This window comes from Arenibacter palladensis, assembly GCF_900129275.1.
In the GTDB taxonomy this organism is placed as follows: Bacteria; Bacteroidota; Bacteroidia; order Flavobacteriales; family Flavobacteriaceae; genus Arenibacter; species Arenibacter palladensis.
Window position 1 is genome coordinate 130,221 of sequence record NZ_FQUX01000007.1, and the last position, 16,789, is coordinate 147,009.

At 39.8% G+C, this 16,789-nt stretch carries 7 protein-coding genes; all 7 read right to left on the bottom strand.

What is annotated here, in order from left to right; genetic code table 11:
- Positions 1 to 363: 363 nt before the first annotated feature.
- The 7 genes from BUA60_RS17290 to BUA60_RS17320 all read right to left on the bottom strand — a co-directional run bounded on the left by BUA60_RS17290 (position 364) and on the right by BUA60_RS17320 (position 16,490).
- Positions 364 to 3,372, bottom strand: coding sequence for a DUF6797 domain-containing protein (locus BUA60_RS17290; protein ID WP_072863868.1), 3,009 nt, complete (start codon positions 3,370 to 3,372; stop codon positions 364 to 366).
- Between the two features lie 600 nt (positions 3,373 to 3,972).
- Positions 3,973 to 6,435 carry a glycoside hydrolase family 95 protein gene (locus BUA60_RS17295; RefSeq protein WP_084532655.1) on the bottom strand — a complete coding sequence of 821 codons (2,463 nt, stop codon included), beginning with the start codon at positions 6,433 to 6,435 and terminating at the stop codon, positions 3,973 to 3,975.
- A 154-nt stretch (positions 6,436 to 6,589) separates the two neighbouring features.
- Positions 6,590 to 9,139 (bottom strand): M60 family peptidase N-terminal accessory domain-containing protein, encoded by a 2,550-nt coding sequence (locus tag BUA60_RS17300; protein ID WP_084532656.1) that lies wholly within the window; start codon positions 9,137 to 9,139, stop codon positions 6,590 to 6,592.
- A gap of 298 nt (positions 9,140 to 9,437) precedes the next feature.
- Complete coding sequence (locus BUA60_RS17305; RefSeq protein WP_178347022.1) at positions 9,438 to 11,093, bottom strand: M1 family metallopeptidase; 1,656 nt, start codon at positions 11,091 to 11,093, stop codon at positions 9,438 to 9,440.
- 158 nt (positions 11,094 to 11,251) lie between these two features.
- Positions 11,252 to 11,443: a hypothetical protein gene (locus BUA60_RS17310; protein ID WP_072863874.1), complete on the bottom strand. Its 192-nt coding sequence runs from the start codon at positions 11,441 to 11,443 to the stop codon at positions 11,252 to 11,254.
- Between the two features lie 200 nt (positions 11,444 to 11,643).
- Positions 11,644 to 13,095: a SusD/RagB family nutrient-binding outer membrane lipoprotein gene (locus BUA60_RS17315; RefSeq protein WP_072863876.1), complete on the bottom strand. Its 1,452-nt coding sequence runs from the start codon at positions 13,093 to 13,095 to the stop codon at positions 11,644 to 11,646.
- A gap of 41 nt (positions 13,096 to 13,136) precedes the next feature.
- A complete protein-coding gene (locus tag BUA60_RS17320) occupies positions 13,137 to 16,490 on the bottom strand; it encodes a SusC/RagA family TonB-linked outer membrane protein (RefSeq protein ID WP_084532657.1) in 3,354 nt (1,117 codons plus the stop codon).
- Between the last annotated feature and the right edge of the window lie 299 nt (positions 16,491 to 16,789).

Genomic DNA, 16,789 nt, shown 5'->3' on the forward strand with positions numbered 1-16,789 from the left:
AATAATTCTATAAAATTAGTTAAATACCTAGGAATGAAAATCCTTATAATTAGCAAAAGACTGTACTATTTTAATTTCAGCTTTAAATTGAAGATTTAGCTTAAATGATTAAATTAATTTCTATTTATTTGTAAAATAGTATTTTATGTGTTCAATAATTGTTTTTGGAGATTTTAGGTTATTAAATTTTGTACATAGATATAGTAAGACCATGATGATTATAGTAAATCCCTATTAATATGGCTATTGTAATATCTTATGATATTATATTTAATAAGTGTTGGGCAAACAGGTCATTGATTTGGAAGCGATTTGGTCAAAGAGGTGTGTTTGGAGTAGCAAGGACTACTCCATTATCCTTATTTATTTTAAATTGTGAATCGTGTTTTGCACTTCTCCCTTGAGCTCATTACCGTGTAAGTCGGTGACTTTATAGGTGATTTTCATGATATCTACAGGGGCAATGTCGGGTAGAAGAAGTTTTACTTTTTTACCATCCTCGGTTACCTTTATCTCTGAAATATGCAGGGTTTTAGTATTGTATCGCTTGGAGCCATATTTATGACTTCGGAGTAATTCCCAAGTTTGTACTTCAAAATTAGAACTGTTTTCAGTTTTGAAGGTATCTAATTCGGCAGCAAAGGTTAGTACCATGCCATCCTTTTCTGCGCTTAGGGCAATGGGTACTGATAATGGTTTTCCGGTATAACGAAGTCTATAAAATTCCCCGCCCTTCATATTTTGGGAAGTGCCCCAGGCAGACATTCCACACGCGTATAAATCCCCATCTTGAGGATTGAACCTGCCTCGCATAACCCCGGTAAGAAACTTTACGCCTGGAAGATCCACGACCCCTGCTTGCCTTTGATCCTTAACTTTTTCGTGAAGAACAAGTTGGATCTTGCCGTAACCATAGGAAAAGCTGAGCAGGCTATTATTTAAGGGCCCCCATTTTTTGCTGTTTACCCACAACAGTTCTGAAGGAGATCTGTCAAACTCCATGTCTACCCAAGCCATAGGTTGTTCCATCCCCAATCTTGTGGTGTCCTTGGGTGGATTGTAGCCCCAGATATTGCCATAGAACTTTCCTTTGCCTTCAACCCAGTTTATACGGTTCATGGGATTCCAGAAACCTTGTTGGTCTGTGACGATAAAACTACCATCCGGATTAATGCATACACCGTTTGCCGCCCTAAAGCCAGTGGCGATAATGTCCGTCCTAGTGCCATCTTTACTGACCTTAAGCAAAGTACCGTGTTGGGGAACCAGGGCTTCTCTGGCATGTCGACCGCTTTTGGCGTAATAGAAATTGCCCTCTGGGTCTGTCTGTAAGCCCATGGCGAACTCATGAAAATGATCGGTTACTTGATGATCGTTATTAAAATTCTCGTAAAAATCTGTTTCCCCATCGCCGTTCAGGTCGTTCAGCTTCACAAGTTGATCCCTGCAAATTACATAGATTTCATCTTTTACCACCTTGATGCCCAGAGGTTGAAAAAGGCCAGAGGCAATTCGTTTCCAACGCAGTTTGTCGGTATGGTCCGTAAGTCCTTTTACGGACCATATGTCGCCATCCGTGGTGCATAAAACTCCAATATTGGCATCATCCAGAAAATCAATTCCACTTAATTTTAATCGGCTATCCCAAGGGTTTTCGTATGGAGGTGTTAGTTGGTCCATAGCTATTGGCCCATCTTCTTTTCCCTTGATTATTGTAGTAACAACTTCTTTGTTGTATTGTGGTTCTCCACCTTGGAGGTATTTTTCCAAATTTTCAGGGCCTGTGGCGTTGTGAACTACTTTGGCAAAATCACCTACATCTTCTCCTGCTATGAACAATTTAATATTGGCCGCTTTGCCTTTTTTTATTTCTAGGACTACGAAATCATTTGAATTGATGAGAGTAGCACCTTCTCCTTTAATATCAACCTTTACGCCTTTTGGGGCTACCCTCATTCGCAATGTCTTATCCGAAGCTTCAATGTTCAATGTTCTGGTGAAGATTATCTGTTTATCATATTTATCCATGCCCAGACGTTCTAGTACTTTGGCTTTCCCTACGTTGTAGGAAATAATGATGTTTTTACCACTGTGGTAAATCCCTTTAAAATGGGCCCATTTTTTAGGCAATGGGCCAAATCTTCGACCATCACGAGCTTTGAACCGCGTGTCTTGAAAGGATCCGGTCTCCGGATCTGCCCATGCAGGCCCTACAGGGGTTTCGAAATGCAGTTTCCCAATAGTTCTTGGATAGGTTTCATGGTGATCGTTCAGTAGAATACCTTCCCAGTCTATAAATCCTTCTCCGGTCCAGCCACCTGCCACGCGCATCAAGTCATGGTCGAATATCATCCAGGCATTTCCTTTGGAAACTCCACCCGGCCCCTCGTTCAGTCGAACCGTTATTCCTTTATAAGCAAAGTTGTTCTTCAAATAATTCTCATCAGGGTAGGGGCGTGGTCCAGGCGAATGAAAGCGTTCTATTCCCGTCTCCGAGTCTACCAATTCATAGGTATTGATCAAAAAATTTCCGTAATCCATATCGGACCAGGGATGATATGGTTTGGACTCAGGACCTTTTGAGGATCCTGAGGGCAGGTTTGACAGATACTCGGAATCGACATTGAAATAAGCAGTCTTGTTTTGATCCTTGATATAATTTTCCCTGATGTATGTTATTACATCATACTTCTCTTGAGGAGTCAGTGCCATTTGTGGCGGCATTAAACCGGCACCCTTGGTTATTGTTTGGTACATTGAATAGGGATCGGCACCATATTTGAATGGTTGTGCCCAAAATTTAAGGGAGTTGGGAATGGATCCCTCCACCTCTGGCACACCGTGACAATTTATACAGTTGGAGTTGTAAATAAGACTTCCACGCTTAAAGGCATTTCTATCGACGGCTTCGATCATTCCTTGATGATCAATGTCTTTTTCATAGTCGTTCAAATCGGAATCGTCTAAAACGTAAGTTACCTCGCGTTCATTAATAGGGACTTCTTGGTCCGTGGTCCTTGATGCCGTTAGTATAACTTTTTCCCCATTATATAAACCTGTACCAGAAAACAAGTCCCCCTTAAATTCACCGCTTATTCTAATGAGTTCATTTTTAAACGGAATGTCCATAGACATGGAGTTCCCTTCTATGGTTAAATTTTGGATAATGGATTCGCCTGAATCCTCAGAAACCATATTTCCGGTATAGCCACTGCCATTTTTTTTAAGGTTAAGTGTCCCAGAGTGCAGACCTTGTTGTTTTAATTGAATTTCGTATTCCCAATTACCATGGTAATCCTTTTTGGAGGAGCAGTTATAACATGTACCGAACACAATGAACAACAAAACAAAGGGTAGAATTCTACTTTTCATAAACAAATTAGTGAGAGTTGTTATACCTATTACTTCTACTTCAATTAATCTTTATAACAAAACCAAGGGGGGAGCTAAGGGTTTTGGATCATAAATAGCTGTCAAAATTGCTTCCAATTTTGAAAATTATGTATAGATGTTTGGTAGCCAGGTCAAATTATTAAATTTTAATCGAGTTTTAGCTATGTAAATTAGCTTTATACTATACTATTTTTACAATTTGTAAAAAAACTACATTAAAAAAAATACAATTTCCATCTAAAAAATTGATTGTCAATTGCTTGTAAGTGTTCAGGTTGGCTAAGTAAATGTAATGTTATATTGTAATGGCATGTGAACGTGAAGTATAGTAGAATTGGTTTTTGTTGTAGCTACCAATATATGGATGTGTATATGCTTTGCAAAGTTCTCAATACCATATTATTCTACGCACTAGGGCTGTTACCGAAATTTTGCCTCCTAATTTGTTTTTGTATGCTTACACATGTTCCCGTCCAAGTTTATTTATAAAAATTAAAATGGTCCTATGGAGTTAATTTCCCCAAGGACCATTTTTTCTAGATTAGGACTATTAATTTAAACCAAACTAGTGTAGACTATCTATAGTCCGGCTACAGTATAGGTTTTTCCTTTCGTAGTTTTAAATTCTACAATTCCGTTCTTAAGTTTTTTTACCTGGATTTGCTGGCCATCAGAAAAAACTTTTATTTTTTTGTTGGTTTTTAGATTGCATGGCAACCCTGCTTTAGACAAAATTTCCAAGGATGTTAGTGCTTTGTTCTTCCAGCTAAAATCAAGTTCAAAACCGCCTCTGGCACAAACGCCATCAAAATGTCCGTCGGCCCATTCCGAGGGAAGAGCCGGCAACAAATCTATATACCCCTCATGCGATTGAAGCAACATCTCCGTAATTCCTGCAGCTACGCCCAGAGAACCGTCCACTTGAAACTGCCTTGCACATATGGCAAATAATGAAGGGAAACACTGTTCCTTTAGATAACCTTTGAAGACCTTGTTGGCTCTGTCACCATCTCCCAATCGTGCCCATAGGTTGGTTTTCCATGCTCTGGACCAACCAGAGGCGCCATCACCCCTCAATTCCAGCACTTTTTTTACAGGTTCTATTAATTCCGGGGTCTTGTTCACCGAAATTACCTTTCCGGGGTATAGACCATATAAGTGGGAGGCATGCCTATGATTTTTTTCCATTTGGCCATAATCTTCCGTCCATTCTTGAAGGGTTCCGTCCTTGCCAATTTGTGAGGGTACCAATCGTTTTCTGGCTTCAAGAACTTTTTTTGCAAAATCAACATCCTTGTTCAGGATTTCTGAGGCGGAGCCATAATAGCTGAACAAATCCTTTAGGACTTGCATATCTATGGTAGATCCTGCGGCAATGGTAGTGAAGTAGTACATTCCCGTAACTTCATCGTAGAAGTATTTATATCCTTTTCCCTCTGGCGGGTTTTCCGGAGAATTGGAGGGATTGGTTACCAACCAATCCTTACCTGGGTATTGAACAAGGAAATCCATGAAAAATTCAACAGAGCCTTTCATCACTGGATAAATTTCTTTTAGATATTCCTGGTCCTGGGTAAAGAGGTAGTGTTCCCACATATGGGTGGTAAGCCAAGCTCCCCCCACAGTAAAAGTACCCCAAGTTGGTCCGTCCATGGGGGCAGCAACCCTCCAAAGATCGGTGTTCTGGTGAAATACCCAGCCGCTGGCACCGTAATGTTCTTTGGCAACCTGGGAGCCTTGGTCCGTTAATTCTTTTATCATGGTGGTCAAAGGCTCTGAAAGTTCGGAGAGGTTCCCTGATTCAACGGCCCAATAGTTCATTTGGATGTTGATGTTGGTGGTGTACTTGGAATCCCAGGCAGGATTCATATCATTGTTCCATATACCCTGTAAATTGGCCGGTTGTGTCCCGGGCCTGGATGAGGATATTAAGAGGTACCTTCCAAAATTATAACAAAGGGAGGCTAACTGTGGGTCCGGGTTATTTTGGGCATTGGTCAAACGTTCATCCGTTGGCAATAGAGAGCTTGGGGTAGTAGGCAGTGTTAATGAAACCCTGTCAAAAAAACCCTTATAATCGGTTAAGGCATCTTCTTTGATTTTGTTGTATGTATTTTGATCCAATTTGGTCAGCATTTCTGCAACTCGTGCCTGTTGGTCGGCACTTACGTCTTTGTAATTCACAAAATTTGTGGCGGCCACGAAATACAGGGTTACGGCATCTGCATTTTTTATACTGAGAATAGTGTCGTCCATTTCCATGCTGCCACCATCGGGATAGGCCTTGATCTGTGCCTCGTATTTTAGTTTTCCCTCAATACCAAGATAATCGGATGATTTTCCTGTGAGTCTTAATTGTCCGTTTCCAATACCGTCCATTTGAAAGTAGTCTGTGGCATAGTTGGAGTGGGCGGAATTTCTGACTCCGCGAAGTTCGGCATCAAATGAAATACTAGCAGGTTTGTCGGCTGTAATGCGGATGGCTATAGTTTGATCAATGGCAGATGCAAATACCTCCTTGGTGTAGTTTACATTGTTTACCGTGTATGTGTCCTTAACAATACCGGTTTTTAGATCCAATGACCTTCTGTAGTTTTCAACACTGTCATTTCCGAAAAACAAATGTAAATTGGCCATGGACTGGTATTTCATTTGTTCCACGGGATACCCCATCATGGTACGTCCAAAGAGCTTATGGGCTTTGATGGGTTCACCGTTAAATATTAGTTGCTGAATCTCAGGCAGATGCTTGTAGCCACCTTTTACAACACTATTGTAGGGGCCTCCTGTATAATAGGTGTCCTCATTGAACTGTATAATTTCTTCCCCATATTTACCATATACCATAGCGCCCAGGCGTCCATTTCCCACAGGCAGGGCCTCTTCCCATTTGCTTGCAGGTTGATTGTACCAAAGTGCCGTTGCAGGGTCTAAAGAAGCCTGTTCGATTGTAGGCTGGGGGGCTAGATCTGTATTGGATTGGGCAATCATAAAATTCCCGGTAAGGATGAATGCGCAGAGTATTAATTTTTTTAAATCCATAGTATGTACTTGTTAATTAACGCTGTTAGATTTTGTTCAACCACTAGTTTTTTTAATGTGATATATGTTCCAGGCCCTTGCCGGCCAATCAATTTGTAGGCTACATTCCGATAGTAGAAAGCAAGGGCCGGTACGACCCTTGTTTTATACTGTTCTATAGGTTGTTTCCTTGTTTAAAATAGAATTTTACATCACTGATATTGTTCCAGTCATCGGTTTCATTTCCACGTCCAATAATCTTAACATAACGGGCTTTTCTAGAAATGGAATAGGTGTCATATGTAGTTCTAGTTTTGGTACTGGACAAGCCTTGTTTTACAACCATAAAGGTTTGATTGTCCCAGGAAACCTCTAAGTCAAAATAATTTAATTTTGTCTGCCCATTTTTAAAGTTGATCTCAAAATCACATAGATCATAAACTTCTCCTAAATCGTAAAGTAGGTATTCTCCATCACCTTTGGGCGCCCATGTAGTAGCAGGGTTATCATCTAAAGTGTTTTCTGGGCCTGTTGTGGAACTGGATTTCACTGAGAGCGGGGTGACTTCAGAACAGGAGGTATTGTCTACTTCCGGTCTTCCATCAGGGAAGTATAGATCCAAAATATTTTGTATTTGATTTACGGCTGCCTGTCCTTCTGCTGCATCGTAATCATTCCACCATTTCTTTAGGAAGCCCGGGTAATAACTTTGCGAAACATGATCGTAATAGGAGCTTTTTTGAATTTTAGATTCAGAAAAGTCTTCCAATCCAAAATTCCTAAAGGTGGTGTTGTCCATAGGAACGATGGTTTTGTAATATGATAACTGATCGTAAATTGCAGTGGATTTTTTTAATTTATTGTTTTGTATTTCGGCTTCCAAGTTTTTGGAATCAATTGGATGAATACCCCAAAAATGAATAAGCGGTCGCAAATCATAGCCAGCAGCTTGGGACATTCTTAAGATCCTGTCATCTGTAGGAATCTCGTTAACGCGGTTGGGGAAGGAATAATTTATTTCTCCCCTGTCCCACATTTTACTTGTATTTGCATAAAAATCCTCAATAGCTTCCCAGTTAAAAAGTCGCACTAAATCTGCATATTTTGCGTGCCCTCTTGGTTGGTATGAGAACTCTTGACGGTATTCACGAGTTTGGGAACTCATGGGGTTGCCTGTCCTGAAATTTTCAGTTATCATCCAACTAATGGCTGCTTCTTCAATTGAATGCGATATTCCGTAGCCATTAAATGATTCTTCAAAAGCCTTGTTCAATTCTACTCCAAATTTTTTGTTGTGAACTGCTACCCAAAGGAAATTGATCATAGATTCAATTTCACCCTTAAATTTATAGATTTTTTCTGCGTGACCTTGTTCGTGGAACAATACATTGGTTAGATATCTTCTTTCATTTCTAGGGCCATCTGTTAAATAACTACTATGATACCCTTTATAATCGGTGTAAGGATCATAATCAACATTTGATTGTGGATATCCGGGGAAGTTGGCTTTTCCTCTTTTTATGACGTCCACTTGCATGTAGATGACTGTCTTGGATCTTAGAAGTGGCCGACCTAGAAGTGTTGAAATAGCATCCATAGCCATATCCCAATCATCCATAGTTGTTTCAATGCCATCAAAAGCATAAATCCATGATGTTGGCACCTGCATCATCACTTTGTCAGTTTCAATATCTGTCCATGGAGCAGCACGTAATCGCTCAACATTTAGCCAATCGCTCAAACTGGTCTTATTGGCTACAGTTCTAGCATAATATGGAGAACGAACCACATTTTGTAAGGTAATATTAAGGATGCCCAAATCGTTTTGATACGGTACATTAATATATACACCACCTCCCAACGGATTGGCAATGGTGGTTGTATTGCTGTTTATTTCGTATTTTGTTGTTACCCGATCCATTCTTTTAATGGTAGGTTTTTTTGTAAGATCCCAAGTATGGGCACCTACCAATATGGTGGCCCCAATACCAACCAAAGACGATGGAACGGTTACTTTTGCAATACTTCCCGGTGCCAAATAACAACCCGTGGGTCTCCTTGCATCTTCGGTTTCATAATTGGCCGGTGTACCAGGTTTACGTACATGGGTTCCATTAATTTTAATGGTGAAACTTTGAGAGGCATCAGCCGGTTGTACAACCGATCCCGGAAAATAAGAGGAAGTTTTAAATAACCTATTGTTAAATAATTTTGGATATGCGGCAAGGTTAGCTTCGGTGTACGAGTAATCAATAACAGATTGCATAATTACGAGCATTAAATTCTCTAATTCGTAACCCGATGCCTTTCTGTCAAAGCCTCCTTTAGTTCTATTTTCTGTGGTAAATAAACCTCCAAATTTGGATTCATACTGGGCAATTGCTTCCAGCCCCAATTTGATGACCTTAAAATTATCGGCAAATAAACTACTGTCCTTGGCAATAGCACTGCTTAACGCCTCCAAATCTGCTGCCGATAATGTAGTTTTACCTAAAAGATGTTTTTTAACTTTTTTAAGTTCACCCAATAAATGAACACCTTTAGAGGTGTCGTCATTAAATCCTGCCAATTTCCAATTTTCGTGATAATCCACTTCGTTTTTAGGTCCGAATGTGTTTAAAGAACCGCTTGGCAATTCGGAAAATGAGCTGTGCGCAAAAATTGATGTTGTTACTACAAATAATGGTATCGTTAAAAACTGTTTGAGCCTTAGGCTGTTTTGCATAATAAAGATTTATTTAAACTGTGATTTAAGAAGTTTACGATTGTTTTTTAAGGAGCTTCCCTTCTAAAAAAATCTTGATGTATTTTAAGCACAATATTATAATTATAAGACAAAAAACAAGCATAACTTCTTGGCACAACACTATACTATTTCAATAAAATATAATATTGGAAGGTTGCCATTTTCATTTAATAAGTATATCTACAACGATTTCAGTGAAATTCCATATTATCTTTTTGATTTTTGTGTTTAAACCAAAGTAGGAAATGTATCCTTAGTTATTTGGGCTTTTAAATTATCAATTCTTACGGGTAAAATCCCATTGGGCCAATAATTTTGTTTCGGGATCCAATAGTATATTACTCGGTTCGGATTCGCAGGGAATGGACACTTTTATCTTGCGCTTGCTTAATTGTATGATTTCCTTGTTTATAGTGTTGTTATCCTGAGTTAGTATAGCCAATTCCAATGGCATATCAAAGGTGAATTTTTCGGGCTGGGTTTGGGTCAATTCAATATCGATGAGTTTATTTTTTGAATCATAACTCCATGTGCCTTTTAGGTGAATGTTGCCTCCTTGGAAAAGCCATTGGTTAAATAATGGGTTAAGATCCTTGCCCGATGCACTTTCCAAAGCCATCCGAAGGTCCATTGTTGTTGCATTTCCGTTATAGTATCTTTGATAGTAATCCCTTATTCCTTGTTGAAAGGCTTCTTCCCCAACATAATTGCAGATCATATGGGTAATCCATGCGCCCTTTTGATAGGTAAGTCCTGAAGAAACGTTTTTCATATCCGATAAGTTATCATGCACTATGCGGTAATCTTCATTGTTATGGGATAATTTGAAGACGGTAGCCCTAGCTTTTTTTAGTTCCTCTTTAAAAGCATCCTCACCATAGGCATGTTTGATGAACCGCATGGTGAAATAGGTGGTAAGCCCTTCGCTCAACCATACATCGTCCCAATCGTATTCGGTAACGGCATTGCCGAACCATTGATGGGCTATTTCATGGATCACGACATTTCTCCATCTAATACTTCTATTTCCATCAACCGATTTATCCCCATAAAATATTGCGGATGCAGCTTCCATTCCTCCACCAACGCTATTGGATTGAATATTGGCCAATTTCTCATAGGCAAAAGGCCCTACATAACTACTAAAAAATTCGAGCGCTTGTTTTGTAGGTATGGCAAAATCATAGAAACCATTCACTCGATCTTGTTTGTATACCCAGGTTTGAATGGATTTTCCGTTAAAGGTGTCCACGTATTGAACGGCAAATTCGGCAACACCCAGGGCGTATAGCCAGCAGGCAATGGGGACAGATTGCTTCCAATGGGTCAATCGCTGCCCATTGGCTAAAATACTTTCTTCCACTTTTAGGCCGTTGGAAACTACTTGGTACTTTAAAGGGGCTGTAACGATAAATTCACAGCTGGCCTTGTCATAGGGATGGTCTACCGTAGGCAGCCAGTTTCTAGCCTTGTTGGGCCAGTTGTCACTAAAAAATGTTCGGTCCCCATATTTGTTGGGACCTATCTTTAAACCTTCATTTGGGATGCCTTCATATTCTATGGTGATACTGAGCTCTTCATTTGCCATGATATTTGGCAAGTCTATTAAAAGTACATCTGAATCATGGCTATACAGCAGGGCTTTGCCCTGTGATAAGATCTGTTTCACCAACATGCCCTTGTTGGCCAATTTATCACTCTTATTGATCAGGTCCAGACGCAAAGTTTTAATGCCGTTCGTTTTAAATTTGACCAGCAGGGTCGCGGTTGCCTTTATTAAATCGGTCTCATCGGTTAAGGTGATGTCAAAGGTGTAGTGAACTATATCTATATTGGGGTTTTTGGGATAATTATCTGCAAAGGAGACACATGTTGCTGCCAGAAAGCTAATAAGCATTAGGTTTCTTAGAATATTTCTTTTCCTATATTTCATTTTTGTCATTGTTTTTTTAGGCCCAGGAACAACTAGAGTTTTGGAGCTCTCATATTCACTTATCAAATTGTATATTTTCCCTAGGAGGTTCTTTAAATTGATCATATTTTCAAATTCTGGTTTATGCTTTTATAATCTACATCATTCTCCTCCCAAGTCTATTGGTTTTGCCCATATATTCTTAAAAATTTCCAATCGCCCATTCTTATACCTTTGCTAAAAGGAGTGTCCCTGCCAGTAAACTGGCTTTCAGGAAAAAGTTCATTTCTCCATTCCTTTTCTTCGCCATTTGCAATCAATATGATTGGTTCAATAGAAAACAGTATAGGTATAAATTTATTAAACTTCATTATTAGGGATTTTGTAATCTGATATATTTTTTAAGCACCGTAAAGGATTATCCGTTAAATTAAAAAGAGTAGCACAGAAATAAATCTGTTGCTACTCTTTGTCAACTCAATTCTTTGAAAAACTCAATTCAATTCAACTTGTATAATTCATTTTTATATGGTTGCAATGTTAACTCAACATTGTTTATCCGGGGTTATGTTTAATCAACATCCCACCAAACTCCGGCGCCAAATTTTTCATCTATGATTCCTGGTTGTGCACTAATGGCTGCATTGAATCCGTCTGGATTGGATATGGCTTCACTATGTGGATAGGGTTTTCTAACAATAGTACCATTTCCTGGATACAAGGTTTCCACAGGTTCTGTAGTGGCTACATAAACCGGGTAGCCTGTACGGCGTACTTCTGCCCAACCTTGGTTACCGTCAGGATACAAAGCGCACCATTTTTGTTCCCCTATCAATTCCCGCTGATCTACACCTCCGTTGAAATCAACCAATGGCTCTGAAAGATAGCTTCCTAAGTCCAAGCCATACTCTTCGAAACTGGCGGCAATAGCGGCTTCATAGGCTTCCTCTGCTGTCATTCCAACATTCCAGCCATTTAAGGCGGCTTCAGCGAGTATAAAAAGTACTTCCGAATATCTCATAATTCTAGTTGGCGAATCGGCAGAACGAAATTCTTCAACTCCCATGATGGAGAGATCTGGAGTATTCTGCCCAAGAGTACCAAGTGGAAGTCCTATATATTCTCCGCTAGTGGCAGCTGGCTCAGCATAAACGGCAAGTCTGCCTAAATCGTTTCTTGTTTTTAGAAAATCTACCATATAGGCCGAGGTTACATTCTCTTGTTTGGCAGCTTGGGTTGGATCCATATAGTAAGGACTACGGTAGGTGGCATCCTCAGGTAACCAATATTTGAAGGCAGCACTGTCGTTGGAATCTATAATAGGGTAAGTGCTGGGGTTGGCCATAATTTCCTCGATACCACTTTTGGCAGTGGAAGGATCTATCAAGGACATTCGCATATATACACGTAATAATAGGGAGTTGGTGAATTTCTTCCACATGGTCATGTCTCCATCAAAAATTACATCTGCGGTACCCATACTTTCAGAGGTATCTATCATGGCGTTGGAAGCCTTTAATTGTGCAATAATATCCATATATATGCTCTGTTGGGAATCATATTTAGGGTATATATTAGGACTTTCGCTATCATCTGCCATAAGGGCTTCGGAATAGGGTATATCACCATACCAATCTGTCATATTCTGAAAAGCATAGGCTTTCAGTACTTGTGCTACGGCAACCGCATTGTCATCCCCGGCCTCTTGAGCCAAATTAAGGGCTACCTGTAAATTTTTAAGATGACCACTATAAACGTTAAAATTGGTACCGGCACCGGTTTGCTCATAACGGTCGTTTTGGACGTATACATCGCGAACATTATATCTGGCCCAACTTACCTCAAAGTTCAGTATTGGATTGTACGCTTTTACGATGCTGATTTCGGCATCGGTAATCAAGGTTTTATAAGGAACCGATGTCAAATCATTTGGGCTGGTGTTCATTTCTTCAAAATCCTCTGTACAGCCATAGATCAAGGCACTTAGAATAATTGCTGATAATAATTTTATATGTATGTTCATCTCATTTTCAGTTTAAGATTACAATTAATTTATTTAATTTTTTAGAAGGTAATTTTTGCCCTGAATCCGATATTTCTTGCCGATGGATTGGAAGCAAATTCCGATCCTTGGGAGGATAAACTGGCATCTTTATTGGATACCTCTGGGTCAAAATTTTCATTCTTTTTGTAAAGTAGCGCAAGGTTTCTTCCAAAAATTGAAAGATCCATACCCTTAAGGCCAATCTTGCTGATCAATGTTTTGGGTAATGAATAAGATAAGGTGATTTGTCTTAGTTTTACATAAGAGGCATCATATAACCATCTTTCCGCCCTGGCAAAGGAATTCCATCTAAAACTGTCTAGATCTTTATATACGTTATTTGGAGTGCCGTCTTCGAATACCCCATCAAAAAGATATCCACCGCCATCTGCTATCGGGTCCCTCACGTCCACTCCGTTGGGGTTTAGTCCTACCGTGCTTGTCAAGGCTCCTGTAGCCCAACCATCTTGATTGGTTCTTGAATATACGTCACCACCTATTTTAGCGTCTATGAGTACACTTAAATTGATGCTCTTGTAAGTGAAGGAATTGTTAAGTCCACCAATCCAGTCTGGCATAAGGTTTCCCAATTTTTTTATTTCACTGGTAAGGGGTACACCATTGGCATCCACAATGGGTTTTCCATTTTCATGGTATACAAAACCTTTTCCATACATATCACCATATGAACCACCAACATCTGCAACTACATTAATCTGATTACCTTCAGTTTTAAACAGTTCCAATCGTTTTATATCACCATTTAAAGCTATAATTTCACTTGTGTTCGTTCCGTAATTGGCCGTTAAGTCCCATGAGAAATCTTTGGTCTGTATCGGAGTTCCATTTAAAACTACTTCAACACCTTTGTTGTCTACTTGTCCGGCATTGATAATCTGTGTGTTATAACCAGATGTAGGGGATACCGGAGCGCTCAAAATTTGATTTTTTGCAACCGAGTTATAAAGGGTTACATCAATTCCCAATCTATTGTTGAAGAACTTTAGATCTAATCCAAGTTCTTTGGAGGTAATAAGCTCATTTACCAAATCGGCTGGGGGCATTGCCGTACTAAGACTAAAGGAAGGGTTTTCTCCATAAGGTGTAGCTGCGCTATATGTGGCATTTAATCTATACGGGTCCGTATCGTTTCCAACCTGTGCTACGCTTAATCTAACTTTACCAAAACTAAGTATGTTCCTATCTGTTTTAAAGGTTTCCGAGAAAATCCAACTTGTGGTAGCGGAAGGATAAAAGTAGGAGTTGTTACTACTTGGCAAAGTAGAGGACCAGTCATTTCTACCGGTCAAATCCAAATATACCTGACTCTTATAACCTAATGAAACGGATGCGAAGGCACTTTGAATTTCCTTTTCCCTCTGGTAGAAAGTAGTAGTCGGTGTTTCCTTGGCATTGGACAGGGAATATATATCGGGTACAACCAATCTATCAACGGATGAAGTTTGTAGCCTGTATTGGTTGTTCATGATGTTGGCACCCAAGTTGGCGTTCAATGACAGGTCCTCTGTGATATTCTTAACGGCAGAAAGTAACACATCTGCATTTATTTCCTGTCTAAAGTAATTGCTTACAGCGTATCTACCCTCTGGGTCATTGTTTCCGTAATAAGCCCTAATAAGTTCCACTTGTTCATTGGAATAATCAATACCCGCCCTTGTAGACAAGCTTAACCAGTCGTTAAATTGATATTTAAGGGAACTGGAGCCAATAAGTCTGTTTTTGGTCTGTGGGTTTAAGTTTTTATACTGTATCCAATAAGGGTTATTATGCCATCTGTTGATCCAGCTAATTTGGGTTCCATCGGGATTTTCTATGTTGTTTTTCATATAGTCCCAATCCACTTGCCTTGCTGTCCAGATGGTCTGCATACCAATGTTGTTGAAAGTATAACCTGCTCCGTTCAAGTTGCCATTGGAATTGATATAGGAACCTTTGGCTTCAAATGAAAGCTTATCCGTTAAATTGGTATTACCGGAAAAATTAATGGTATTCTTAACTTGGTTGGTGTTTGGTACCATACCTGTTTGATCGGAATTGGTTATGGAAAGACGCATATTTCCCCAAGTACCGCCATTGGTCAGGGCCACATTGGTAATTCTTGTAATTCCGGTTTCATAAAAATTCTTTATGTTATCGGGGTGCGAAATCCAAGGTGTTGGTATACGTTCCCCAGTTACCGGGTCTATTGGAGAATCAAATTGGGGTAGTGTAAGGATTTCCCCTGGGGTTTGTGGAAAACCGGCCTCTACTGCCCAGTATAATTTCCCGCCTGGAGCAATATCTTCTGCCTGTACGGTATAATCCAAACGGGGACCAAAACTTTCATCCACACCGTCATTGCTTCCTCCATTCAGTCCGTCTTTATACCAAAATTGTTGTCCACCACCTTGTCCGTATTCATTTTGGTAATCCGGAAGTAAAAATGGGTTGCTTAGAGTAACGGTATTCTCTACTGCTACAGAAAAGCCTTTGCCTTTTCCAGTTTTAGTGGTAATCAATACCACCCCATTGGCTCCTCTGGAACCGTAAAGTGCAGCGGCATTTCCGCCTTTTAGGATGGTCATTTCGGCAATATCTGAGGGGTTGATGTCCGCCGCACCGTTACCCATATCCGTAAAGTCGTAACCTCCTCGAGTACTGGATACAATAGTGTTGTCGATTGGTATTCCATCTACCACAAAAAGTGGTTGGTTGTTACCAGTAAGTGACTGATTGCCTCGAATGGTTATTCTCGAAGAAGCTCCAACGTTACCATTGGAATTGTTAATTAAAACCCCGGCCGACTTTCCGGCCAATGCGTTAATAACATTAGTCTCGGAGGTGTTTTTAATGTCGTCCCCTGAAAGCTCCTGTACTGCATATCCAAGAGCTTTTTTCTCCCTTGTAATACCCAATGCCGTAACTACTACTTCTTCCAATTGGGAGGCATCCTCCTCCAAGGTTACGGAAATATTGGATTGTCCCGAAACATTTATTTCCTTGCTAACGAATCCTAAATAGGAAACGACCAATACTGCGTTCGGATCGGAAACTGAAATTGAAAACTCCCCATCAAAATCAGTTTGTGTTCCATTGGCAGTTCCTTTTTCCAAAATGTTGGCTCCGGGTAAAGGAAGTCCGTTGTTGTCCAATACCACCCCGGTAATTTGTTCTTGCGGTTTTGTCGGTTCGCTGTTGTAAGTCGAGGTCTCGGAATTTGTTAAAGTACTGTGCATTTTTGTTTCCGAGGCATAATTAATGCTACTTGGTAAAGTTACCATTGCACTTAGAAGAAGTGTCAAGGATGGCTTCAACACCATGTCAAATTTAAACTTCCGTGGCAATTCCTGCCTAAGTTTGGTTTTTTTTGTCATTACGTAGAATGTTTAATGTTAGATAATGTTCTGTTGTTGTCAGTTAGATTCGCTGCATTGCAGTATTCTTTGGTTTAACAGGTTTACAGTTTAATACTTAGGCCAATGTTTAAGAGGTATGGCATAACAGACCCTTCAGGCTGGAAGGTCGTGTTACCTTATTAGTTAGGAACAAAATAAACCGGTATTGCTCCTAAATGCAGTTTGGTATAAATAAAAATTAAAACCTTATTAAACCTTTATTAATAATAGGATAAAATTAATTTTTTAATTCCGATGAAATGGGCGGTATCTTAGCG